Raw genomic sequence first — 24,244 nt, forward strand, 5'->3', positions numbered from 1 at the left:
ATTAGATACGTTAAAGATATGCAATCAGTATAGTATAAATACCGTATATTACGACCAACATAGCCGCTAGCTTTCTAAACAGTGTATGACTTAATAACGACTTAACACTGATAGTCCCTAAGGAAACTGACAGTAAAGCGGGCAAAGTGCCAAGACCAAAGAAAAACATGATCAAGGCGCCATTAAGTACATCTGCACTTGCTAATGACCAAGTTAACGTAGAGTAAACTAAGCCACAAGGTAACCAACCCCATAGTGCGCCTAACGCGAAAGCACTTTTTATGTTTTTAATCGGAATAAACTTTTTGGTGTGTGGAGAAATATGTCGCCATATGTTTTTACCTAAATGCTCGACTCGGCTTAACCACATTAACCATTGTCCAAGGTATAAACCTAACAAGATAAGAAAAACCCCCGCGATAGTTTTTAATATCGCAACGGGAAAACCAATATTTTTTGCGGCCATTGAACTGGTGAATGCGACTAGGGCGCCAATTAAGCTATAAGAGGCTATGCGGCCAAAGTTATAGGCAAATATAATGGCATATTTTTTATGGCGAGCGGTATCAGATATCGCGGTGGTTAACATGGTACTGATACCACCACACATTACCACACAATGGCCAGAGCCTAGTAAACCGATAACAAAGGCGGAAAAAAAATCAAGATTCATGGCGTTATTTATCGACCGGATTATTGACTTGACCTTTAGGCTTATTGCGCTCATTTTGTTGATTGTCTTTCAACTCATGGTCTTTCAATTGTGTAACTTTAAGCGAAGCACTGTGACTTTTATCCTGACTGATTTTGTCGTTTTCATCATCAAATAAAATGCTCATGCCTTGCTTTTCTAAGTCATCAAATTGCTCGGTTTTTACTGCCCAAAAAAAGAGATAAATACCGATAGAAGTAAGTAAGACTGCAATGGGAATTAACACGTAAATTATGCTCATTTTTTCAAAAGCCTTAATGAATTACTTACCACTAATATTGAACTGGCCGACATACCAATGACCGCCATGTATGGTGCTATATGCCCAGTCACTGCTAACGGTAATACAATAGCATTATAGCCAAAAGCCCAGAGATAGTTTTGCTTTATAATGCGTGCCGTTCGTACCGAAACCTGTCGTAATGTTTGCACGCCTTTAAGCTTGTTGTTCAGTAATATCACATCGGCACCGTTTTTAGCAATATCAGTACCGCTACCCATCGCAATCGATAAATGCGCTGCGCCGAGCACAGGACTATCGTTTACACCGTCACCTATCATAGCGACAGTGTGTGTGGCTTGTTGCTGTTTTATGGCATTTACTTTGTCTTGAGCTGATAAGTTCGCTTGTACACTTTTAAGTTGCAGTATTGATTGTAATTTATTGCAGCCTTGCAGGTTATCGCCAGATAACATGGTGGTTTCAATGTCTTGTTGATGAAGAAACTCTATTAAGGGTTTAGCGTCATTTCGTAAACCATCATGCAAATAGAACTCAGCCACTAATGTCTCACCTTGCATTAATACACATTGCGCACTGTAAGCGGTATTTTGATTATCGTCCAGTAACCACGAACTTTTGCCAATGCGATAGTGTTGGTTGTTAACTTCACCAGAAATACCAGCGCCGGGGGCAACCACAACCTGAGTGGTGGTTTGGTTAAAATCACGATACGGGCTAAACGCTTTTGCCAACGGGTGAGCAGAATGTGCTTCTAATGCTGCTGCAATAGCGAGTACTTGTTGTTGACCTTCTAACGTATTCTCAGCTGAAAAATCACCATAAGTTTTTACCTTAACAAGGGAAAACTCACCGGTGGTTAAGGTGCCGGTTTTATCAAATGCCATCGCATCGATTTCAGGCATAGTTTCCAATACGTGTGCGGACTTAATCATAATGCCTTCACGATTAAGGCGCGTAGTTGCACAGGTAAGTGCCGTAGGTGTAGCTAACGACAAAGCACACGGGCAAGTAACCACCAAAACAGATAAGGTGATCCAAAAGGCTTCAGCAGGGGCATGTTGCATCCAATATATTGCAGTCATAATGGTTACAATTAGAATAAGTGCAACAAAGTATTGGGCAATTTTATCAGACAACTTCGCCAACTTAGGTTTATGGCTTTGCGCATTTTCACTTAGGCGAATTAATTGGCTTAAAAAGGACTCTTGGTTATTGTGTTTAACTTTTGCGGTTAAATTGCTATCACCATTTATGGTGCCGGCAAATATGTTGTCTAACGTTGTTTTCTTTAGTGGCAGTTGCTCACCCGACAACATTGCTTCATTTATTTGACTTGTTCCAGTGATTATTTCACTGTCAGCAGGAATGGTTTCGCCTGGCTTTATCAAAATAATATCGTCGGCTTTTAAATGATTTGCTGAAATAAAACGCTCAACACCTTGTTCAATTTTAGTCGCAGTCATCGGCATGAGTTTTAATAAATTTGCTGAAACATCCGCTGCACGACTACGGGCTCTAAATTCAAGAAACTTACCAATAAGTATGAGAAAGGTAAACATGGATACCGATTCGAAATACACTTCACCTTGTTGCGTAAATGTTGCCCAGCAGCTTGCTAAAAAGGCCAAAATAATCGCAATCGATACCGGTACATCCATCGAAAGTTGGCGAGCTTTTAAAGAAAAAAATGCGCTTTTGTAAAAAGGATAAGCGCCATAGGTAACAATAGGTAAAGTTAAGAAGAAGCTCGCCCAGCGTAAATAAATAACATTATGTTCGGCCATATCTGAGAAAGCGCCAAAATATAAACCAAAGGCGATCATCATGACTTGCATCATTAAGATGCCGGAAATCCCTAAGCGTTTTATAAAGCTTTTTGCTTGTTTTTTATTGATTTTTTCGGCGCTACTGGCCTTAAATGGCAGACCGTGATAGCCAATTTTATCGATTAAACTGAGTATCTCACTCAGTTTTACTTGGCTTTCTTGCCACTGTACGGTCGCTCTTTGTGTTGTAGCATTAACCGTGATCTTATTAATGCCATCGAGTTTGCTAACTTGCATTTCTATTAGCCACGCACAAGCTGAGCAGCTTATACCGTCAATGGTTAAAATTGTTTCTTTGAAGCCATCATGATAATAGGCAAACTCATTTTGTAAGCTTTCATCATCAAGTATTTCATTACGCTGCAGCTGTTCAGGGATTAATACTTCACCTTTTTGTGCTGGCGCACTGCGAAAGCGGTAATAGTCAGTTAAGCCATTATCGACAATAGTTTGTGCTACGGCCTGGCAACCTATGCAGCACATAGGTTGATTAATACTTTCAATATTTGTTAATAAATTAATACCATTGGGGACTGGCTCGCCACAATGAAAACAAGCTTTGCTCATTTATCTTTGCTCACTAATGCAGGCTAATTAATTTGCTGTAGATGGATTCGGTTTCATGCTAATAAATTCAGATTGAGGCAGGGTCATCTCGGTTTGAATCTTCCAGTCATTTTCAAAAGAACTAATGGTCACACGCCACTTACCTGAAACATTTTGGTCCGCTTCAAAGTAATGAGTAAAGTTACCGTTACCATCAGCCGTTAACGCTAAATAAAAGTCTCTCTGCGCTAATGTAGGGTGATAAAAGTTAACATTCAATATGGGAAATTCTTTTTCGATACCTGTTGGTCGAATGACGAGCTGATCATCAACAAGCTTCAAACCAAAACTCATGCCGAGTTTTTGTGCTTGTTTAATTTTGCCCAATTCCAAGTTGATAGCTTTACCTTTTTTATAGTAGTCGCCAACTACCAGTGGGTCGGGATCTGTATTGGCTATAATGAAAGTAGCAATACCGGCAACTACCGCCGTAAAAGGCAATATAAACACAAGCCAAGCCCAAGGCTCTTGATACCAAGATGTTTTCATTAAAATTTCTTCTTTGCTGAGAGAGCAGGCATTATACGACTTTTCTGAGGTAGGAACTATTAAAAAACGGTAATTTTACAAACTTTAACCTAACCATCAGTCAAAAAAAAGCCTTGGCATATTAATATACCAAGGCTTTGTTTTTAAAATGTATTTCTAATGTTTATTCTTGCGATAAGCTATATACATAAGCACTGATCACATGAATTTTTTGTTCACCTAGGATTTTATCCCACGCAGGCATAACACCAGCACGACCATTAGCGATTGAAGATTCTACAGCACGCTGAGAACCACCATATAGCCAAATGTTATCGGTCAAGTTTGGTGCGCCTAAAGCAATGCCCATTTCAGCACTACCTTTACCTTCACTACCATGACAAGCCGCACACATAGCAAATTTAACTTTACCTGCTGCTGCAGCTTTAGGGTCAACTTCACGGCCACTTAAGCTCAACACGAATGCCGCCACTTCTTTAACGCCTTGCTCGCCGCCTAAAGCTGCGCTCCAAGCCATCATGCCATTAGCTTTACGACCATGCATAAGCGTGGCTTTTATCATTTCAGGTGAGCCACCATATAACCAGTCTTGGTCAGCTAAATTAGGAAAGCCAGTCGCGCCACGAGCATCAGAACCATGACATTGTGAACAGTTTTGTAAAAATAACCGTTGGCCTACTTTACGAGCTGCCGTTGCTTCTTCATCGTTAGCAGTGGCTAAATCGATGATTTCACGTTTCGCATACGCGTCAAAAATTGGTCCGTATTTTTCATCAGCAGCAGCTACTTCACGGTCATATTGTACTAACATACCCGTTTCTTTTGCCAAAGCAGACTTTTCTTTAGACTCAGCTAAATTTAAAATACCTTGGTTAGAACTCTGCCAGCCAGAAAAGCCTTTCCAGCCACCCAAGCCATAAACCGCAATATAGAAAAAGCCCCAAAGAATGGTTAATAAAAAGAAATTACTCCACCATTTCGGTAATGGATTATTTAATTCTTCTATACCATCAAAAACGTGACCTGTAGCCTCACCTTCAGGTACGCCTGCAAAGTTCTTTAAACACATACGTAGCAATAGGTAACAACCTATCAATGTGCCAAGGGATAGAACTGATACCCATATAGTCCAGAAACTAGACATTATTATTAGTCTCCTGTTTGTTATTTTTGTCAGAGTGCTTTATTTCGGTTTCAGTTTTTTCTTCAAAAATTGAATTTGCCGCTTCATCAAACGCTGATTTGCGTTTTTTTGAATATGACCAAACCACAATAACAATAAATAATGCCAATATTAATAGGGCAATAAGCCCTCTAAGCGTGCCGTAATCCATCATATTATTTCAACGCATGACCAAGAGACTGTAAATATGCAATTAATGCATCCATTTCTGTTTTACCTTTAACTGCTTTTTTTGCACCTGCAATATCAGTTTCAGAGTAAAGCGGAATAGCATTACCTTGCTCGTCTTTGTGGCTACGATTACGCGTTAAAAAGTTAAATGTAGATAACTTTTTAGCGGTTAATTCGCCGTCAAGCGTATTTTCCGCTAACCACTTAAATGAAGGCATATTCGACTCAGGAACAACTGAACGTGGGTCAAGTAAATGTGCACGATGCCAATCGTCACTATAACGACCACCAACACGAGCTAAATCAGGACCTGTACGTTTTGAACCCCATAGAAATGGATGTTCCCAAACTTGTTCACCTGCCACTGAGTAATGGCCATAGCGTTCAGTTTCCGCACGAAAAGGACGGATCATTTGGCTATGACAAACATTACAACTTTCACGAATATAAATATCACGTCCTTCCATTTCTAGTGGCGTATAGGGGCGTAAATTATCGACTGGCGTATTCGTCGCTTTCTGAAAGAAAAGAGGCGTAATTTCTACTAAACCACCTACGCTTATCGCGAGGATGGTAAAAATAGCAAATAAGCCAACATTTTTTTCAAACTTTTCATGTTTATTTTTCATCGTTGGCTCCTTAAGCTGCTTTAATTGCTTCAAGACTATTGTCTTTAGCATAAATTGTTTTGAACATGTTAAAAGCCATTAGAATAAAGCCAGAAACAATTAATACACCACCAATAAAACGGATGAAGTAGAAAGGATACGAGGCTGTTAAACTTTCAACAAAGCTGTAAGTTAAGGTACCGTCAGTATTAACCGCACGCCACATTAACCCTTGCATTACACCAGAAATCCACATTGCAACAATATATAAAACAACACCAGATGTATGTAGCCAGAAGTGAACGTTGATTAAGCGAACGCTGAACATGCGACCTTGGTTAAATAACACAGGAATTAGGTGGTACATAGCACCAATGGATACCATAGCAACCCAGCCTAGTGCACCAGAGTGAACGTGACCAATAGTCCAGTCAGTATAATGCGAAAGGGCATTTACCGACTTGATTGCCATCATCGGGCCTTCAAATGTCGACATACCGTAGAAAGACAATGAAACAATTAGGAAGCGAAGAATAGGATCATAACGCAGCTTATGCCATGCGCCAGAAAGCGTCATTATACCGTTAATCATTCCGCCCCAAGAGGGTAAGAACAATACGATTGACATAACCATACCCACTGATTGTGCCCAATCAGGCAGTGCAGTGTAATGTAGATGATGAGGGCCTGCCCAAATGTATAATGAAATCAATGCCCAAAAATGAACAATAGATAAACGGTAAGAGTAAACAGGGCGCTCAGCTTGTTTTGGTACGAAATAGTACATCATACCTAAGAAACCAGCGGTTAATAGAAAGCCTACGGCATTATGTCCATACCACCACTGCATCATGGCATCAATAGCACCAGGATATATGGAGTAAGACTTCATCATAGAAACTGGAATCACCATACTGTTGCCAATATGCAATACTGCAACGGTGAGAATAAAGCCACCAAAGAACCAGTTAGCAACATAAATATGAGATGTTTTACGGTTAATCAAGGTACCAAAAAATACAATGGCGTAACTAATCCAAACAACGGCGATTAAAATATCAATTGGCCATTCTAACTCAGCGTATTCTTTACTCGATGTATAACCCATAGGTAAAGTGATTACTGCAAGCACAATAACGGCTTGCCAACCCCAAAAGGTAAAGGCTGCTAATTTGCCACCAAAGAGTGCGGTTTTACAGGTTCGCTGTACCACATAGTATGATGTTGCAAACAGTGCACTGGTACCGAAAGCAAAAATTACCGCATTGGTATGCAGCGGGCGAAGACGAGAATAGGTTAACCAAGGTGTTTCAAAGTTTAGTGCTGGCCAAATTAATTGCGCCGCAATAAGAACACCTACAAGAGTACCAACGATCCCCCAAATAACTGTCATTACGGTGAATTGACGCACCACATTGTAGTTATAGGACGGATGATCAAGCGTTGTTGTCATTTTAATTGTTCCGTTACTAGGTTAGGTTTTGCAATTTTGTATAAAAAAGAGACTTTTTCATGAAAAAATGCTGAGAAGCCGTGATAAATGTTACACCCGCAAACGAGTTGTTTCAGAATCTATGTGATTTTACCTTTCGCCCATGCCATAAATCAACCGCAAAGCTTGATTTAAATCAACAAAAAAATATTTGTGGTCATAATCTTGTTAAATATATTAATTTAACCCACTAAATTAATTGTTGTAGCTATAAAAGGTTAGCTTTAAAAACAGCGTAATTTCATTAGCAAAGTGAGACAGATAGTGAGCTAGAATGTGTTTTAAATTCACACGAAATATTTTAGAACAATTATAAGGTTTATACTATTTAGCGCTCGAACTACCTGCGCTTGCTTATTTATAGAACTTTTTGAGATTATTGTTGTTAAAAATTATAACGCGGATAACCAATCTAAGTTTTTTATAGGTAAACTCTGGTAAAAAATCATAAATTATCAACTTGGTTTGTGTATCATGACCAGCAAATATCTTTCTTTTATCCCATGCAATGAATATTACCGAGAAACTAACCCAACCTATGTTGTTGATACTGTTATTGCCTCTGCTAGCAATAATACTAGTAGCTTGCAGTCCGCAGGATACAAACACTAACATAGCGGGTGATATTACCCCACGTACTGCCCAGTGCATTGCTCAGCAAAGCCAATGCCAATTCGACATAGCTGGTGGGCAGGTTCACGTGTTATTTGATGTCGAAAAAATAGTGGCTGAGCAATCGTTTAATATGGTGCTGAATTACCAGGGGAACGAAACACTAAAAAATATCAGCGGTTATCTTGAAGGTGTTGACATGTTCATGGGGAAAATACCGTTATTTATTGAGCCGCAGATATCTGAGCGTTTGATAGATGACAGCGCAAAGGCGGATTTAAAGGCATCAGCTAATGATATAAGTCAGTCACAACTGGATATTACACAAGGAATTACACAAGGGGTTAAACAAGATGTTAACCACGTAGTTAACCACTTAGTTAGCCAAGTATTTCAAGCCGAAGTATTAGTGGGCAGTTGTTCAGTCGAGCACATGACATGGCGAATTTGGTTAACCTTTACCACTAATAAAAATAAAACATTTACTAAAATGTTCACAGTGCCAAGCTACCGTATTTAAGTATTTAAGTAAGTATAAACCTTACTCTACTGACTCAAGTCCGTAAACTAGACCCTATATTTACACTAGCGAGTGATTATCCTTAATTACTCGCCTGATGCACTTTTTAATCACTATCTTAGTGTATAGCCGCCAGACCAGTCTATTTAGCATTGCTTTTAAATTCGACGTATTAAACTGTAATTTATCAAATAGTTGCTAACCATATAGCGACTAAGATCATTAAGCTTCCTGATATTTTATTGAGCAATTGAACATTATTACGTTTGGTTAATACTTTGCCGATAGTTTTTCCACCTGTGGCATAAATAGTCATGCAGATAAATTCTGACATTAAAATTACCGCAACTAAAATACTCAATTGTGGCATCAGTGGTAATGTTTGGCTGATAAAAGGAGGTAACAACGAAATCATAAACGCCCAACCTTTAGGATTGGCTATAGCGGTAAAAAAACCTTGTTGGAATAAACTGCGCTTCTTAATTGAGTGTAAGTGTTGATTTGAATCAGTAGCAAGTTTGCCTTTAGCTCGCCACATATTAACACCAACATATAATAAATATAACGCACCTAGAATCTTAAAGCCTTGAAACAATTGAGGCCATTTAGTCATTATTGTTGCCACGCCGAGCACCGACGCTACTGCTACGGTAGCGACACCCAATAACTCACCATACATCATCCAAAATGTTTTTCTCACCCCAATAGTGATGCCCAAGCTCATCGCTAAAGTCATACACATACCGGGTGTTATGCTAACAATAAAGAATGTTGGAATAAAAAGACTAAGTAGCGTGAAATCAATCAAGGTGGTAGGTTCCAGAGATAATGAATAAATCGTAGATAATAGCGTAACTTAACTTAGGATTAAAAACTAAAATATAAAATTTTTATTAAACCATAGGTTTTTTTCATAAAAAGCGCATAATGATAGAGTGCTTGAAGAAAAAGTATCCGGAAATAGGAATTCATCAAACTGCCAGTTTTCTATAAAAATAACACCGTGTATGAGGTGGATAAATAGTTTTAATCGACAAAAATTAGAACGGTTATCTACTACAGTCGGAGTAATCTTATGCTAATACATAAAAATTATCATTTAACTATTTATGCCCCGAAATACTGCACTAACATAGTTAAATATGCGTTATTGTCAGCAGCCATATTCCTAGCAAGTGGCTGTGCATCTTTAGGCGTAGAGCCTTGGGAACGAGACTTATTAGCAAAAGACGAAATGGCATTAACATCCTCTCCAATCGATTCAGCCTTAGACGATCACATTTATTTCAGTAAAGAAGCCTCAAGTGGCGGCAAAAGTTTTGGTGGCGGAGGTTGCGGATGCAATTAAAGAAAAAGAAGCCACCGGTCAATCTTAAAGCAGCGTTAACAATTGCAGCATCGGCCTTGTTGGGCACAATACCAAAAACCGTTGTCGCGGCTGAAAATACAACTAAATCTAAAAAAGCACTAAAAGACTCTAGTTGGGATTTTGAAAGTGCACTTTTATTTTATAGTGAAAGTGATCGCGTTTCAGCAGCAGAAGCTATTCTAAATGGTCAAAAAACCTTTGAAAACGACGAAGTATTAAATCTTAAACTTACCGTTGATGTTTTAACGGGAGCATCGGCGAATGGTGCAGCGGCTCAACCTAATGTGCAAACATTTACCCGACCATCAGGTAAGGGGAGTTATCAAACTCAAGTCAATGAAACACCGTTAGATGACACATTTAAAGATACCCGTGTGCAGTTTAATGCTCAATGGACCCAGCCATTAGCCGAAAATTATACCGGTAGCGCCGGCGTTCATATTTCAAAAGAGTATGATTACTTATCTCTCGGCATTAATGGCAACCTGGCGTATGACTTTAATCAGAAGAACTCAACGTTTTCAGTCGGGTTAAGTTACTTTCAAGATACTTTTGAACCAGAAGGTGGAATTCCATTGGCATTTGCATCAATGCCGGCAGCTTTTGGCAGTACTATCGATAATAGTGATAAAAAAGCTGACTTCAATGCTAGCCGTCGCACTGATAGTGACGATAAAAGCACCGCTGATATCATGTTCGGCTTCACACAAGTGATTAACCGCCGAATGATAATGCAGTTTAATTACTCTTACTCGAAGGTTGACGGCTACTTAAACGATCCCTTTAAAGTGTTAAGTTTGGTCGATAGTACCGGTATCGCGCAAGACTACGTTTATGAAAACCGCCCTGACTCGCGTCTTAAACAGAGTTTATACGCACAAACAAAATATCATTTTGAGCAAAACATTATTGACGTGTCGTATCGGTATATGTGGGACGATTGGGAGCTAGACTCCCATACCATTGATTCAAAACTGCGCGTACCTTTATCACGTCAGAGTTATATAGAGCCACATTTCCGTTTTTATAAACAAAGTGCGGCCCAGTTTTATCAACCGTTTTTAGTTGAGTTAAATACCCTACCTGAGTTTGCCAGTGCTGATTACCGTATAGGTGAGATGAGAGCTTACACGCTTGGGATAAAATATGGTACGACACTCAGCGACGGTAATAACTTATCATTTCGGTTGGAATATTATCGACAAGACCCTACAGATGCTGGTCATAAAGCACTTGGTGCGCTATCCGAAGTTGATCTATATGAAAGCGTTAATGCGATTATTGCTCAAGTCACTTATTCGTTTTAGAAAGTGTATTTACGCAGGGAACTGCTATTAAAAGGCTAAGAGAAAGGAAATTTTGTCAATATGCAGTCTGAACGTAATGTTGAATTAACAGTAACTGATGACGGCCATTGTATACATTTTCAGGCCATGGCCAGCCCTTGTGAAGTGTTGATAGCAAATAGCGATGGTAAACTCGCTTTAACGTTAGGGGAACTTGTTGCCAAAGAAGTTTGGCGTATAGAAGATAAATACTCTCGTTATAAACCGACAAGTGTTTGTTCAGTAATCAACGAAAGTCGTGGCAAGGCCATAGCTATCGATCAAGAAACCTACCTGTTATTAAATTTTGCAGATACATGTTATCAACTCAGCGAAGGGGTGTTCGATATTACCTCAGGCGTGTTGAGGCAAGTTTGGCAATTTGATGGCAGTGACAATATCCCTTCCGTTGATGCCGTTAAAAAAGTAATAGCCAATATGGGCTGGCATAAAGTTAGCTTCGATGAGCAGCAAATAGTGATGCCAGAAAACATGGAAATAGACTTTGGCGGTATTGGCAAAGAATACGCGGTTGATAGGGCGATGATTATTGCTAATGAATTTACCGATTTACCGGTATTAGTCAATTTAGGTGGCGACTTAGCGGCAAATAAACCCCGTAAAGACAATGTGCCTTGGCAAGTGGGCATTGAGCATCCAGGTTTCATAGAACGCAAACCTATGGTGGTCAGTTTATTACAAGGCGCACTGGCCACTAGTGGTGACGCCAAGCGCTTCTTGCTAAAAGATCATGTGCGCTATAGCCATATTTTAAATGCTAAAACTGGTTGGCCTATCGAAATGGCTCCTCGTTCAATTACCGTTGTAGCACCGCAATGTATTCAAGCGGGCATATTAGCGACATTAGCGTTAATGCAAGGTGAACAAGCTGAAAGCTTTTTGACTGAACAAGAAATAAAGTTTTGGGCTATACGCTAGCTGATGCCGACGATGTTATTATTCACCATTCACCATTCACTATCCAGAAACTGCCTTTTTAATTACTTACACCTATAAACGTTAAACTTATACAGCAATTTATTATCATGTAAAAAATATTTAGCTGATAGTGAATAAAATAGTTACAAAAGTGTGACTAAATCTTTACTTTACCTGAAAAAATCATCTTGTTGTGACTTGGCTCTTTCTAGCATTTAGTCAGTAATACCGTTAATCTATCCGTGATTAAATTCACCATTAATTTTATGATTTTAAAAACTGGTGAATAAACTTTAGGAGAATTAAGTTGAATTATATTCGAGAAAAACGCCAGCAAATACTTTCTGGTGCTGGTGCATTATTATTGTCGATGAGTGCATGTGCGCATGATAACTTCATTGAAGCATACAAGTCGTTTGATATTGACGCGATAAAAGCTGATGTTAAAACCTTATCATCAGATAAATTTGCTGGTCGTGAACCCTCAACCGAAGGGGAAACATTAACCACCAATATGTTGATTTCGCAATTTAAAAAGCTAGGTTTAGCCCCAGGTAATGGCGACAGCTATCTGCAAGCTGTGCCAATGAATAGCATAGTAAGCGAGCCGGTTAGCCCATTAAAAATTGCAGACATAGCATTTGATTTTCCTAAAAACTATGTGGCAAGCTCACGCCAAACCCGTAAACAAATTAGCCTTGATAACTCTGAGTTAGTTTTTGTTGGCTACGGCATCAATGCTCCCGAGTATCAGTGGAATGATTACAAAAATGTAGATGTAAAAGGCAAAACAGTTGTTGTATTGGTTAATGACCCCGGTTATGCCTCACAAGATCCCGCATTATTCGATGGTAATACCATGACGTATTACGGCCGTTGGACTTATAAATACGAAGAAGCTGCTCGCCAAGGTGCAGCAGGCGCTATTATCGTTCATGAAACCAAACCGGCAAGTTACGGTTGGAATGTCATTGAAAGCAGCTGGACTGGCGCACAATACCATTTACCGGCTAAAGAAGTGAATGAACCGGTGGTTGATGTAGAAATGTGGATCAGCACCGAAAAAGCTCATGAGCTAATGGCGAAAGCCGGTTTTGACTTTACTGCCTTAAAAGCCCAAGCGTTATCGAAAAAGTTTAAAGCCGTACCACTTAAACTTACCGCTGATATCAACGTTAAAAACACCATTACAGACTCAGTATCTAATAATGTTGTCGCCACCATTCCTGGGCGTATCAGCCCAGATGAACATGTTATCTATATGGGGCATTGGGATCACTTAGGCTCTACGATTATTGACGGCAAGAAAGTCTTCTTCAACGGCGCACATGACAACGCAACCGGCACCGCAGGTTTAATGCATATTGCTAAAGCTTATAAAGTGTTAGATAAAACACCAGAACGCTCCATAACATTTATGGCTGCAACCGCAGAAGAACAGGGCCGTTTAGGCTCTCGTTACTTTGCTAATCACCCAACCATGCCGTTAAATAAAGTGGTTGGTTTGATCAACATGGACAGCCTAGATATTTCAGGCTTGAAAAAAGATTTAACCGTGGTGGGTTTTGGTAAGTCTGAATTAGAAGACTATTTAGCAAAAGCCGCTAAACGCCAAGACCGTACATTAACACCAGAGCAGACCCCAGAACGTGGATATTATTATCGTTCAGATCACTTCAGCCTAGCAAAGAAAGGCGTACCAGCATTAAGTGCAGGTGGAGGCTCTACATGGCTTAATGCCGAACAAAAAGCCATTGGTGACCAAGTATCTGCCTTAGTAGCAAAGTGTTATCACCAAACCTGCGACGAATACAACGAAAACTGGGGTTGGCAAGGCATGGTTGCAGAGCTACAAGTTTTCTTTGAAACAGGCTTTATGCTAAGTAACACCAAAGATTGGCCAAACTGGCGCGAAGGCAGTGAATTTAAAGTCGCTCGCGATGCCATGATGAAATAAAGTCAAAGTCAAAGTTAAAGCTAAAGTTAAAATATCCATAAATGGCTAGATGAAAATCTAGCCCTTTTTTTCTCCATTATAAATTGTTTATTTGCAGGTCGTGTAGAAGAAAAAGTAGCGAAAAAAATTATTGCTCTTGTAGATCGGGCTTCAGCCCGTCAACGGTAAAACGATCGATTAAAGTGCAGGCATCTGCAGAGATAGGGGAGGGGTTGTGAACACTTGTGCTAAACACCGTTAAATTTCATTTAACCTGATGGGCTGAAGCCCAACCTACATAACCCTAAAATGATATTGTAACGATGGCGAATAGTTCTTTTGTAGGTCGGCTGAAGCCCAACCTACATAACCCTAAAATGATATTGTAACGATGGCGAATAGTTCTTTTGTAGGTCGGGCTTCAGCCCGTCAACGGTAAAACGATCGATTAAAGTGCAGAACCTGCATACATCTGCAGAGATAGGGGAGGGGTTATGAACACTTGTGCTAAACACCGTTAAATTTCATTTAACCTGATGGGCTGAAGCCCAACCTACATAACCCTAAAATGATATTGTAACGATGGCGAATAGTTCTTTTGTAGGTCGGGCTTCGGCCCGTCAACGGTAAAACGATCGATTAAAGTGCAGAACCTGCATACATCTGCAGTGTAAGGGCTTATTTATGAACACTTGTGCTAAACACCGTTAAATTTCATTTAACCTGATGGGCTGAAGCCCAACCTACATAACCCTAAAATGATATTGTAACGATGGCGAATAGTTCTTTTGTAGGTCGGGCTTCAGCCCGTCAACGGTAAAGCGAGCGATTAAAGCGATGGTTGGAATATAAATACCCAAGCTCATTTCATCTGAGTCCAAAACAATAAACTAAAGCCGTGTGACAATTTTTATCAAATCACAGATAAAGTATCTGACCCCATTTTATTGGGTTGTCTTTGTTTATCAAATTTTAGGCGAAAAAAAAACTGCTAAAAAAGCAGGTTCTTTAATGTGGCTCCTCAACCTGGACTTGAAATAACCAACAGGGACAAACGCCTGTTTATTATAAGAGTACAGTCCGTTGCTCTACCAACTGAGCTATTGAGGAATTGTTCTTTTTACTATAACCGCTAGCAATAAAATTGATAGCCATCACATTTTATTGGGGTGTCTTTGTTTATCAAATTTTAGGCGAAAAAAAAACCTGCTAAATAAGCAGGTTCTTTAATGTGGCTCCTCAACCTGGACTTGAACCAGGGACAAACGGATTAACAGTCCGTTGCTCTACCAACTGAGCTATTGAGGAATTGTTCTTTTACTATTTTTACTATAACCGCTAGCAATAAAATTGATAGCCATCACATTTTAATGTGGCTCCTCAACCTGGACTTGAACCAGGGACAAACGGATTAACAGTCCGTTGCTCTACCAACTGAGCTATTGAGGAATTGTTCTTTTCTATTTTTACTGTAACCGTTTTTACTTTAAAATAAAAACCATCACATCTTTAAGTGGCTCCTCAACCTGGACTTGAAATAACCAACAGGGACAAACGCCTGTTTATTATAAGAGTACAGTCCGTTGCTCTACCAACTGAGCTATTGAGGAATTGTTCTTTTACTATTTTTACTATAACCGCTAGCAATAAAATTGATAGCCATCACATCTTTAATTTGGCTCCTCAACCTGGACTTGAACCAGGGACAAACGGATTAACAGTCCGTTGCTCTACCAACTGAGCTATTGAGGAATTGTTCTGAAAGCCTCTATTGGCTAACGGGGCCGAATATTAAAGGCCACATGTCATACTGTCAACACAAAAATTAGAAAAAAATCATTTTATTGGTTGTTTGCTCAAATAGCAGGCATTGTTGGCAGCATTTCTTCATTTTTTGATGAATAAATGCTCAAGGTGAAATTTTGTTATCAAAAAATATAGTTATCAACATAATCTGTGGATAACTATGTGAGTTAAAGTGTAAGCTTTCGTGTAGTAAACGGTAGAATGCGGCTTACAGCATAGCGAGTCTTTATTGTACTATCTGTTATTTGTCTTTTTTAACAATAAGTTACTTTAGTTACGTTGGGTTTTTACTCATGCTCGTGTGTTTTTTGTTCAAGAGTGATATTTAACTCATTTAGCGTGCATTTATACAATAAGCAAGCTAAGTCGATTTTTCCTTGTTATATTATTTTTTCTTTAACTTGCTATATTTTTATCTGAAATAAAATATATACGTAGCGAGTCCTACCACGATCTTTTACAATGGTAATTGTATTCGAATTATAACTTTTTCTGAAAAATTAATGATCCAAACTAAAAAAAGTCACCAAATAAACCTACTTAAAGATCCTGTAGCGCCAACGTTAAAAACAATGACCATTCCGATGATTTACGGCATGATTTTATTGATGACTTTTAACTTAGTGGATACGTTTTTTGTCGGTTTATTAGGAACACAGCCTTTAGCTGCGATTAGTTTTACTTTTCCCATAACCTTTACCGTCATCAGTTTAACCATTGGCCTAGGCATTGGCACTTCAGCCGTTATTGCTAAAGCGCTAGGCAAAGGCGACAAAGCGTCGGCAAAAAATTTAGCCACCAGTTCATTATATTTAGCAGCAACCATTGTCGGAATTCTTGCTTTTGTTGGCTATTTGCTCATTGACGAAACTTTCTTGCTTTTGGGCGCTAGCGAAGCACTACTCCCCTTAATTCATCAATATATGGACCTTTGGTTTTTAGGTTGTATTTTATTAATAGGCCCGATGATAGGAAACGCTGTTTTACGTGCTGACGGCGACACTAAAACACCCAGCCTAATTATGGGCAGTGCAGGCTTAATAAACGCCATATTAGATCCTATTTTTATCTTCGGTTTTGGCCCAGTACCCGCGATGGGTATTCAAGGCGCTGCAATAGCGACATTAGTCTCTTGGGTTTTTGGTTTAGGCTATGTTTTATATATTTTAGCGGCTAAACGTGGCTTAATTCATACCCATTTAATGTCGATTAAAGACTTTATTTGCGCGTCACGTGATATTTTACATATTGGTTTGCCTGCTGCTGGCGCTAATATGTTAACCCCAGTAGCTTCGGCAGTTTTAACCGCTATTGTTGCTGAATACGGCGTGTCAGCGGTGGCTGCATTTGGGGTAGGTTCAAGAATCGAATCAATCGCTTGTTTAGTTGTGTTAGCGCTTTCAATGACCTTACCGCCATTTATCAGCCAAAATTTTGGAGCGGGAAACATGAAGCGTGTTGAAGATGGCTACAAAACCTCAATAAAATTCGTTATAGCATGGCAGGTATTAATTTATGTCGTGCTAGTGTTAGCCGCGCCATTTATCGCTGATATATTTTCTAAAGAGCAAGCGGTAGCTGATATTATTAAACTCTTCATTTGGATTTTACCCTTAGGTTATGGTTTACAAGGCGTAATTATTCTCACTAATTCATCATTTAACGCACTACATAAGCCGATGGTTGCCTTGGTATTAAGTGTTATTAGATTGTTTATTTGTTATGTGCCGTTAGCCTACCTGGGTAGTGTATGGTTTGGTTTAGAAGGCTTTTTTGTTGGCGCTTTACTTGGCAATGTAGTAATGGCGGCGATTTCATATAATTTATTTAGCAAACAATGTGAAAAAGATCGATTAACGGTAGAGGTTACTGCTTAATGAAAGCGTTAAAAATACATTCAGATTATACGCCAAGTGGTGATCAACCAACCGCAATCGCAAAACTGCTTGATGGTATTGAATCTGGCTTAGCGCATCAAACCTTATTAGGTGTAACTGGCTCAGGTAAAACTTATACCATCGCCAATGTTATTGAAAAGCTCAATCGTCCCACTATGATGCTAGCACCGAATAAAACCTTGGCCGCGCAATTATACGGTGAAATGAAGGATTTTTTTCCTGAGAATGCTGTAGAGTATTTCGTTTCTTATTACGATTACTATCAACCAGAAGCCTACGTACCCACTACAGACACTTTTATCGAGAAAGATGCCTCTGTAAATGAACACATCGAACAAATGCGCCTATCGGCAACTAAGTCACTGTTGGAGCGAAAAGACGTCATTATAATCGCTTCTGTGTCGGCCATTTACGGTTTGGGTGATCCAGACTCTTATTTAAAAATGATGTTGCATATCAGCGTTGGCGATATTATTAATCAACGCGATATTTTAAGACGCCTAGCCGAGTTGCAATACACCCGAAATGACGTGGCATTTCAACGTGCTACATATCGTGTGCGCGGTGATGTCATTGATGTTTTTCCAGCAGAATCAGACCGCATGGCCCTGCGCATTGAGTTATTTGATGAAGAAATTGAGCGCATTAGCGTATTTGACCCATTAACGGGGGCCGTTGAACGCACTGTTGCGCGGGTCACGGTGTATCCTAAAACCCATTACGCGACACCTCGTGAAAAAATATTGGCTGCCGTTGATAAAATAAAAATTGAATTAAAAGACAGATCTGCTCAACTAAAAGAAAACAATAAACTCGTGGAAGAGCAGCGCATAGTGCAACGTACTCAATTCGATATTGAAATGATGACAGAGCTTGGTTATTGCTCAGGTATAGAGAACTACTCTCGCTACTTATCAGGCCGTGGCCCAGGAGAAGCTCCACCGACATTGTTTGATTACTTGCCAAGCGATGGTTTGTTAATTATTGATGAGTCACACGTCACCGTGCCGCAAATTGGCGCTATGTATAAAGGTGACCGTTCACGTAAAGAAAATCTGGTTGAATATGGTTTTAGATTACCTTCAGCACTTGATAACCGACCAATGAAGTTTGAAGAGTTTGAAGCCTTATCGCCGCAAACCATTTATGTATCAGCAACGCCAAGTCATTATGAACTTGAAAAATCAGCCGGTGAAATTGCTGAGCAAGTTGTTCGCCCAACCGGATTACTCGATCCTCAAATAGAAGTACGTCCGGTTGAAACGCAAGTTGATGATCTACTTTCTGAAATTCGCAAACGCGTAAAAATTGATGAAAGGGTATTAGCCACAACATTAACCAAACGTATGGCGGAAGATTTAACCGATTATTTAGACGAACATCAAATAAAAGCGCGCTACTTGCATTCAGATGTGGATACCGTTGAACGCGTAGAAATTATTCGAGATTTTCGTTTAGGCAAGTTCGACGTGCTAGTAGGAATTAACTTGCTGCGCGAAGGCTTAGACATGCCAGAAGTGTCACTTGTGGCGATTTTAGATGCTGATAAAGAAGGTTTCTTGCGCTCAGAACGTTCACTTATTCAAACGATTGGCCGAGCAGCACGTAACATTAACGGCAGAGCAATTCTTTATGCTGGACGCATTACCGGCTCAATGCGAAAAGCGATTGACGAAACTGACAGACGCCGTGCCAAACAGCATCAATACAATCTCGATAACAATATTACCCCACGTGGTGTAAGACGTAATATTTCAGATGTTATGGACCTTGATGGTGGTAAAACTCGCGCGGCAGCAGCTTTAAAAGCGGCAGAGCCAGCGTCAGAGTACGAAACATTAACCACCAAACAAATTGACGTGAAAGTGCAAGAACTAGAAACGCAAATGTTTAACCATGCGCAAAATCTAGAGTTTGAATTAGCCGCATCAGTAAGAGATAAAATTAAACAATTACGCGATTTACAGCTGGTCACGTAAGATCAGAGTAAAGTGATTTAAAGATTGAATAACCAAAAAATCAACCGCAGGCTAATGTAGCTCGATGTCGGCCTATGTAGGTTGGACTTCAGTCCATCAAGTTAAATGAAATTTAACCCGCATTGAAATTTACCCTTAGCCAAATAATGACTAAAAAAAAACACCAAAAATGTTTGTAGACCCATCAGATAATTATCGTGTGTAGCGGTTGACGGACTAAAGTCCGACCTACAAAAAAAACAATCACCTGCAGGCTCAAGTAGCTCGATGTAGGCCTATGTAGGTCTATGTAGGTTGGACTTCAGTCCATCAAGTTAAATGAAATTTAACCCGCATTGAAATTTACCCTTAGCCAAATAATGACTAACAAAAAACACTTGAAATGTTTGTAGATCGATTGGATAATTTGCGTGTTTAGCGGTTGACGGACTAAAGTCTGAGAGATCCCCACAAGTTTCTCAATATAAACTTTCATGAATCAGTGCCTTCATTGCACTGATTATCATCTTATCCGATATATAATACCGCTTATGTTGTAGGATCCTTAGCGCTAAATACCCATAAGATAGCACACGCTTAGTTTTCACCGAGTTTGCTTGGAATTGCCGATGATAGCCTGCTGATTCCGCTGCCTTGCCTACACAATATAGATAAAATTGAACCATCATACTTAACAGTAAAATAACCTGCAGCCTTTCTACTGAACGGCTTAAACTACGAGACAAGCCTAAGCCATAGTATTCATTTTTACAGTCTCTAAAGGATTCTTCAATGGCCATTCTTCGTTTATACATATTCACTAAATGCTGCGGTTTAAATGTATTTCTAGGTAAATTAGATACTAAGAACCAAGGCTCTTTAGCTGACTTTGAACTCTTTATATTGGTTTTACATTTTGTGGTTACGCCCTTTCGATTAAGCTTATGGCGATACATCTTTCGTCCTTTGAATAAGACACCACGACAAACAAATTGATGAGCCTTTGATAAGATTACGCCTTTGAGCTCACTTGCTATAGAGAGCGCAAGATGGTGACATTTGCTCACATAATGCCAATCGCTTTCACCTTGACGTTGGCATTTTACAGTGCCTCTTGTCCTTGCAAGCCAGTACCATTGCTGAGCCTCGATCGCTTTAAACCACGGGATTTTAAAGCCCGCATCCGTGCATATAATAGGCTGAATATCTTCAGGTAATATCTTTTTTAAATTAGCAATGAAGTTCAAGTGTACTTGGTGGTTCGTGTGTTTACTTTCAGGATGAACTTCCTCATAGATCGTAACTGCACGTCCTCCAATAGAAATGGCGGCTCTGAGCATGACGAAGTTATAGTTGTAGACGGTGGACCAGTCCACATGAATAAGTGGGTGGGGTGTCGTAATAAACAGCCGTGCAATGTCCTGGTAAAATGACTGCCTATTCTGATATAAAGGCTGACTCCCAAGCAGTCTATCGATACGTTTTATCGCGTGTTTTTCTGATTTACCCTGCAAGCTAGCAGCGTGTCTTCCCATCGAGGTTAAGGTCAATGCCGCACCATTGATGAGACTATCAGCAGCAGTAAAAAGAGATTTTGTAATTCTAGGATCTAAAGTGTTTGAATCAAAGGTGAATAAGTCTGATAATGAAGGCATAGCGCTTGTATTTGGTATATTTGTTTTTTGTGGTGATTAACATTTTACCAGATATCAAGCGCTTACTTCTTAAACTTGTGGGGATTCCTCAGACTAAAGTCCGACCTACAAAAACAATCACTCGCAGGCAAATTTAGGCTACTGTAGCTCGATGTAGGTTGGACTTCAGTCCATCAAGTTAAATGAAATTTAACCCGCATTGAAATTTAACCCTTAGCCAAATAATGACTAACAAAAAACGCCTGAAATGTTTGTAGAACGATTGGATAATTAGCGTGTTTTGTGGTTGACGGACTAAAGTCCGACTTACAAAAAAAACAATCACTCGCAGGCTCATGTAGCTCGATGTAGGCCTATGTAGGTTGGACTTCAGTCCATCAAGTTAAATGAAATTTAACCCGCATTGAAATTTACCCTTAGCCAAATAATGACTAACAAAAAACGCCTGAAATGTTTGTAGACCCATTAGATTATTAGCTTGTTTAGCGGTTGACGGACTAAAGTCCGACCTACAAAAAATAAAATAGCTTAAACCATTCAATCCACTAAAGTATCGCTGAAATATCACTAGCAATATCGGCTGGTTTGGTCGTTGGGCTATAACGTTTTATCACTTTCCCTTGGCGATTGACCAAAAATTTTGTGAAATTCCATTTAATGCTTTTACTGCCCAAAATGCCTGGAGCTTCACTTTTCAAATGCTCAAATAAAGGGTGGGTGCTTTCGCCATTAACTTCTATTTTACTAAAAAGCTCAAATGAAATATTAAAGTTAAGATCACAAAAATCTTTAATTTCATTGTTGTCACCTTTCTCTTGTTTACCAAATTGATTACAAGGAAAAGCCAGTACTGCTAATCCTTGGTCTTTGAATTGCTTGTATAAGTCTTCTAACCCTGCATATTGTGGGGTAAAACCGCATGCGCTAGCCGTATTAACCACCAGCATTACTTTACCTTGATAAGTAGATAGCGCTACAGGCTCGCCGACATTGTTATTAGCACTAAACTGATAAATGTTGTTATTCATAAAAGCCCTTAAAGCAGGATTAATTGTGCATAAATTTGCGACAATTTAACTCCAAACAAAGTAAGTGTTTTTTACCCTAAATGCAAAAATAAATCAGCGAAAATATATTAAACAAACTTTCACACTAGCATCTATTAAAATATGGCTAATTTTATTAACATAGAGCGCATAAAACGCAATGCGATGCCGCAGGTTAATAAACACTGTTAAGCACGGCCTACAAACAAGAAAATAACAATGGCGACAACTCATTAATTAGCAATTTGGTGTGATATCTGCACAGAATTATTAGCATGATTATGAACAAGCTTAAACTAAAATAATTCAAGCTGAATTAATTTAAAGCAAGTTGAATTAAAAAACTGTAGCAGAATTAAATGCAGAGTTGAGTGTAGAGTTGAATACACAGTTTAATGCAGACTTTCCCAAAATTTAAATCGTTTAAACAAAATTAAAATAAGGTATATAATTTCCATGAATAATATTGAAAACAGTAGTTTAGATGACTTGCTCACGAGCATTAAACAAGCGAAACACCCGATAGAGTTCCCCCAAGTCATGCAAGTTATTGCCGACAATTATCAATATCAACCTACAACGTTTACCAATGGTGAACTTGTTAATGACAGCGGTACTAATGAAGGCTCTTGTAAAATATTTTACTTTGCCCAGTTAAATAATTTAAACCCACAACAAACGCTCGCTTGTTTCGGGCGCTATTTTCGAGAAGATGTTTTAGATAACCCTACGGGTAATGATCACCAAAACATTCGAAATTTCATGCAAACTGGCTGGCAGGGTATTGAATTTAAATCAGTTGCTTTATCACCGATAAAATAAGTAACAATAGCGCAAGCTATGCTGTACTAACTTCAACTAAATATCAGGTATTAATCAACTTGGTATTACATAAGGATTCGTTCGATGAAAGTAGCATTTATTGGTTTAGGCGTTATGGGATACCCCATGGCAGGGCATTTACAAAAAGCCGGGCACGAGGTTTGTGTTTTTAACCGTAGCCAAGCAAAAGCGGATAAATGGCAGGCCGAATTTTCGGGTACTAGTGCTAAAACACCGGCACTTGCCGCGAAAGATTGTGAAATAGTGTTTTGTTGCGTAGGTAACGATGACGATCTTCGTCAAGTGGTATTAGGTGAAAACGGCATATTAGCAGGTATGCCCAAGGGCAGTATTTTAGTTGATCATACCACCGCATCGGCAGAAGTTGCTGTAGAGCTTGCTGGTATTGCTGCAAGCCAAGAACAATACTTTTTAGACGCCCCCGTTTCTGGTGGACAAGCTGGCGCAGAAAATGGTGTGCTAACAGTCATGGTTGGTGGTGACGAAACTATTTTTAATAAAGCTGAGCCAGTTATGGCTGCATTCGCTAGATTTAGTCAATTAATGGGGCCCGTTGGCTCAGGGCAATTAGCTAAAATGGTAAACCAAATTTGTTTCGTTAATACCGTACAAGGCTTGGCTGAGGGATTAAACTTCGCCCAAAAAGCGGGATTAAACATTGATAAACTGCTAGATACTATCGGCAAAGGCGCTGCAGGCTCTTGGCAAATGGATAACCGTGGTAAAACAATGTGTGCACGAGAATTTGACTTTGGCTTCGCTGTTGACTGGGTAAGAAAAGACCTTGCTATTGCGTTTGCAGAGGCTGAAAAACTAGGTGCAGATTTAACCGTGACTAAACAGCTCGATGGCTACTATAAAGAAATTCAAGAAAATGGTGGCAACCGTTGGGACACTTCAAGCTTAATAAGTCGCTTTAAAAAGTAAAACGTTAACGATGTATTACTTTTCACTTTATCATTTTGTAGCTGAATAGCAGTATCCAAGCTATTGTAAACTAGCCGAC

Annotated in this window: 20 protein-coding genes and 5 tRNA genes; 9 read left to right on the forward strand and 16 right to left on the reverse strand. The window is 39.4% G+C overall.

The features are described from left to right. Positions 1 to 10: 10 nt before the first annotated feature. The 8 genes from B5D82_RS05010 to ccoN form a co-directional block, all read right to left on the reverse strand. Positions 11 to 673, reverse strand: coding sequence for a sulfite exporter TauE/SafE family protein (locus B5D82_RS05010; protein ID WP_081149689.1), 663 nt, complete (start codon positions 671 to 673; stop codon positions 11 to 13). 4 nt (positions 674 to 677) lie between these two features. Beyond that, positions 678 to 953 (reverse strand): cbb3-type cytochrome oxidase assembly protein CcoS, encoded by a 276-nt coding sequence (ccoS, locus tag B5D82_RS05015; protein WP_081149690.1) that lies wholly within the window; start codon positions 951 to 953, stop codon positions 678 to 680. Further along, positions 950 to 3,349: a heavy metal translocating P-type ATPase gene (locus tag B5D82_RS05020; RefSeq protein WP_081149692.1), complete on the reverse strand. Its 2,400-nt coding sequence runs from the start codon at positions 3,347 to 3,349 to the stop codon at positions 950 to 952. The genes ccoS and B5D82_RS05020 overlap by 4 nt, the downstream gene beginning before the upstream one ends. A gap of 27 nt (positions 3,350 to 3,376) precedes the next feature. Further along, positions 3,377 to 3,877 (reverse strand): FixH family protein, encoded by a 501-nt coding sequence (locus B5D82_RS05025; protein WP_081149693.1) that lies wholly within the window; start codon positions 3,875 to 3,877, stop codon positions 3,377 to 3,379. A gap of 163 nt (positions 3,878 to 4,040) precedes the next feature. Then, positions 4,041 to 5,021 (reverse strand): cytochrome-c oxidase, cbb3-type subunit III, encoded by a 981-nt coding sequence (gene ccoP, locus B5D82_RS05030; RefSeq protein ID WP_081149695.1) that lies wholly within the window; start codon positions 5,019 to 5,021, stop codon positions 4,041 to 4,043. Further along, on the reverse strand, positions 5,014 to 5,214 hold the full coding sequence (locus B5D82_RS05035) for a cbb3-type cytochrome oxidase subunit 3 (protein WP_425429877.1): 201 nt from the start codon (positions 5,212 to 5,214) through the stop codon (positions 5,014 to 5,016). Before B5D82_RS05035 ends, ccoP begins: the two co-directional genes overlap by 8 nt. Position 5,215: 1 nt before the next feature. Next, positions 5,216 to 5,860, reverse strand: a complete 645-nt coding sequence (gene ccoO, locus B5D82_RS05040; RefSeq protein ID WP_081149697.1) for a cytochrome-c oxidase, cbb3-type subunit II — start codon at positions 5,858 to 5,860, stop codon at positions 5,216 to 5,218. Positions 5,861 to 5,870: 10 nt separating this feature from the next. Next, positions 5,871 to 7,292, reverse strand: a complete 1,422-nt coding sequence (gene ccoN / locus B5D82_RS05045; protein ID WP_081149699.1) for a cytochrome-c oxidase, cbb3-type subunit I — start codon at positions 7,290 to 7,292, stop codon at positions 5,871 to 5,873. Between the two features lie 547 nt (positions 7,293 to 7,839). On the opposite strand from ccoN, the gene B5D82_RS05050 reads away from it, so the two are divergent. After that, entirely contained in the window at positions 7,840 to 8,463 is a 624-nt protein-coding gene (locus B5D82_RS05050; protein WP_081149700.1) for a hypothetical protein, read from the forward strand. A gap of 187 nt (positions 8,464 to 8,650) precedes the next feature. Here the strand turns inward: B5D82_RS05050 and B5D82_RS05055 are convergent, their stop codons facing one another. Further along, positions 8,651 to 9,271, reverse strand: coding sequence for a LysE family translocator (locus B5D82_RS05055; protein WP_081149702.1), 621 nt, complete (start codon positions 9,269 to 9,271; stop codon positions 8,651 to 8,653). Between the two features lie 267 nt (positions 9,272 to 9,538). Here B5D82_RS05055 and B5D82_RS05060 point away from each other — a divergent pair, with 267 nt between their 5' ends. The 4 genes from B5D82_RS05060 to B5D82_RS05075 all read left to right on the forward strand — a co-directional run bounded on the left by B5D82_RS05060 (position 9,539) and on the right by B5D82_RS05075 (position 14,053). Next, positions 9,539 to 9,811 carry a DUF4266 domain-containing protein gene (locus B5D82_RS05060; protein ID WP_081149704.1) on the forward strand — a complete coding sequence of 91 codons (273 nt, stop codon included), beginning with the start codon at positions 9,539 to 9,541 and terminating at the stop codon, positions 9,809 to 9,811. After that, complete coding sequence (locus B5D82_RS05065) at positions 9,802 to 11,139, forward strand: DUF3570 domain-containing protein (protein ID WP_081149705.1); 1,338 nt, start codon at positions 9,802 to 9,804, stop codon at positions 11,137 to 11,139. The genes B5D82_RS05060 and B5D82_RS05065 overlap by 10 nt, the downstream gene beginning before the upstream one ends. Positions 11,140 to 11,199: 60 nt before the next feature. After that, complete coding sequence (locus tag B5D82_RS05070; protein ID WP_081149707.1) at positions 11,200 to 12,096, forward strand: FAD:protein FMN transferase; 897 nt, start codon at positions 11,200 to 11,202, stop codon at positions 12,094 to 12,096. 307 nt (positions 12,097 to 12,403) lie between these two features. Continuing rightward, a complete protein-coding gene (locus B5D82_RS05075) occupies positions 12,404 to 14,053 on the forward strand; it encodes a M28 family metallopeptidase (protein WP_094122766.1) in 1,650 nt (549 codons plus the stop codon). Positions 14,054 to 15,046: 993 nt separating this feature from the next. Here B5D82_RS05075 and B5D82_RS05080 read toward each other — a convergent pair. The 5 genes from B5D82_RS05080 to B5D82_RS05100 all read right to left on the reverse strand — a co-directional run bounded on the left by B5D82_RS05080 (position 15,047) and on the right by B5D82_RS05100 (position 15,784). After that, positions 15,047 to 15,142 (reverse strand) — tRNA-OTHER (locus B5D82_RS05080). A 122-nt stretch (positions 15,143 to 15,264) separates the two neighbouring features. Next, positions 15,265 to 15,340 (reverse strand) — tRNA-Asn (locus B5D82_RS05085). 65 nt (positions 15,341 to 15,405) lie between these two features. Then, a tRNA-Asn gene (locus tag B5D82_RS05090) sits at positions 15,406 to 15,481 on the reverse strand. 65 nt (positions 15,482 to 15,546) lie between these two features. Then, positions 15,547 to 15,642, reverse strand: a tRNA-OTHER gene (locus tag B5D82_RS05095). A gap of 66 nt (positions 15,643 to 15,708) precedes the next feature. Then, positions 15,709 to 15,784 (reverse strand) — tRNA-Asn (locus B5D82_RS05100). Between the two features lie 557 nt (positions 15,785 to 16,341). Here B5D82_RS05100 and B5D82_RS05105 point away from each other — a divergent pair. Both B5D82_RS05105 and uvrB read left to right on the forward strand, forming a co-directional pair. Then, positions 16,342 to 17,715, forward strand: coding sequence for an MATE family efflux transporter (locus B5D82_RS05105; protein WP_081149709.1), 1,374 nt, complete (start codon positions 16,342 to 16,344; stop codon positions 17,713 to 17,715). Further along, the gene (gene uvrB, locus B5D82_RS05110; protein ID WP_081149710.1) at positions 17,715 to 19,715 is read left to right on the forward strand and encodes an excinuclease ABC subunit UvrB; all 2,001 of its coding nucleotides are present in this window, start codon (positions 17,715 to 17,717) and stop codon (positions 19,713 to 19,715) included. Before B5D82_RS05105 ends, uvrB begins: the two co-directional genes overlap by 1 nt. Before the next feature lie 458 nt (positions 19,716 to 20,173). On the opposite strand, the gene B5D82_RS05115 is transcribed toward uvrB, so the two are convergent. After that, complete coding sequence (locus B5D82_RS05115; RefSeq protein ID WP_081148330.1) at positions 20,174 to 21,349, reverse strand: IS4 family transposase; 1,176 nt, start codon at positions 21,347 to 21,349, stop codon at positions 20,174 to 20,176. A 545-nt stretch (positions 21,350 to 21,894) separates the two neighbouring features. Then, positions 21,895 to 22,377, reverse strand: a complete 483-nt coding sequence (locus B5D82_RS05120; protein ID WP_081149712.1) for a glutathione peroxidase — start codon at positions 22,375 to 22,377, stop codon at positions 21,895 to 21,897. A 474-nt stretch (positions 22,378 to 22,851) separates the two neighbouring features. Here B5D82_RS05120 and B5D82_RS05125 point away from each other — a divergent pair, with 474 nt between their 5' ends. After that, the gene (locus tag B5D82_RS05125; RefSeq protein ID WP_081149714.1) at positions 22,852 to 23,217 is read left to right on the forward strand and encodes a HopJ type III effector protein; all 366 of its coding nucleotides are present in this window, start codon (positions 22,852 to 22,854) and stop codon (positions 23,215 to 23,217) included. Positions 23,218 to 23,286: 69 nt separating this feature from the next. Further along, the gene (locus tag B5D82_RS05130; RefSeq protein WP_342743802.1) at positions 23,287 to 24,165 is read left to right on the forward strand and encodes an NAD(P)-dependent oxidoreductase; all 879 of its coding nucleotides are present in this window, start codon (positions 23,287 to 23,289) and stop codon (positions 24,163 to 24,165) included. Positions 24,166 to 24,244 lie beyond the last annotated feature (79 nt).

This window comes from Cognaticolwellia beringensis (assembly GCF_002076895.1).
GTDB lineage: Bacteria > Pseudomonadota > Gammaproteobacteria > Enterobacterales > Alteromonadaceae > Cognaticolwellia > Cognaticolwellia beringensis.

Bases quoted from the DNA above. Each gene is read 5' to 3' on its own strand.
- ccoO (WP_081149697.1), bottom strand. From the start codon at position 5,860: ATGAAAAATAAACATGAAAAGTTTGAAAAAAATGTTGGCTTATTTGCT.
- B5D82_RS05120 (WP_081149712.1), bottom strand. From the start codon at position 22,377: ATGAATAACAACATTTATCAGTTTAGTGCTAATAACAATGTCGGCGAG.
- B5D82_RS05115 (WP_081148330.1), bottom strand. From the start codon at position 21,349: ATGCCTTCATTATCAGACTTATTCACCTTTGATTCAAACACTTTAGAT.
- B5D82_RS05070 (WP_081149707.1), top strand. From the start codon at position 11,200: ATGCAGTCTGAACGTAATGTTGAATTAACAGTAACTGATGACGGCCAT.
- ccoN (WP_081149699.1), bottom strand. From the start codon at position 7,292: ATGACAACAACGCTTGATCATCCGTCCTATAACTACAATGTGGTGCGT.
- ccoS (WP_081149690.1), bottom strand. From the start codon at position 953: ATGAGCATAATTTACGTGTTAATTCCCATTGCAGTCTTACTTACTTCT.
- B5D82_RS05050 (WP_081149700.1), top strand. From the start codon at position 7,840: ATGAATATTACCGAGAAACTAACCCAACCTATGTTGTTGATACTGTTA.
- uvrB (WP_081149710.1), top strand. From the start codon at position 17,715: ATGAAAGCGTTAAAAATACATTCAGATTATACGCCAAGTGGTGATCAA.
- B5D82_RS05060 (WP_081149704.1), top strand. From the start codon at position 9,539: ATGCTAATACATAAAAATTATCATTTAACTATTTATGCCCCGAAATAC.
- B5D82_RS05020 (WP_081149692.1), bottom strand. From the start codon at position 3,349: ATGAGCAAAGCTTGTTTTCATTGTGGCGAGCCAGTCCCCAATGGTATT.
- B5D82_RS05035 (WP_425429877.1), bottom strand. From the start codon at position 5,214: ATGATGGATTACGGCACGCTTAGAGGGCTTATTGCCCTATTAATATTG.
- B5D82_RS05125 (WP_081149714.1), top strand. From the start codon at position 22,852: ATGAATAATATTGAAAACAGTAGTTTAGATGACTTGCTCACGAGCATT.
- B5D82_RS05010 (WP_081149689.1), bottom strand. From the start codon at position 673: ATGAATCTTGATTTTTTTTCCGCCTTTGTTATCGGTTTACTAGGCTCT.
- ccoP (WP_081149695.1), bottom strand. From the start codon at position 5,021: ATGTCTAGTTTCTGGACTATATGGGTATCAGTTCTATCCCTTGGCACA.
- B5D82_RS05065 (WP_081149705.1), top strand. From the start codon at position 9,802: ATGCAATTAAAGAAAAAGAAGCCACCGGTCAATCTTAAAGCAGCGTTA.
- B5D82_RS05025 (WP_081149693.1), bottom strand. From the start codon at position 3,877: ATGAAAACATCTTGGTATCAAGAGCCTTGGGCTTGGCTTGTGTTTATA.
- B5D82_RS05105 (WP_081149709.1), top strand. From the start codon at position 16,342: ATGATCCAAACTAAAAAAAGTCACCAAATAAACCTACTTAAAGATCCT.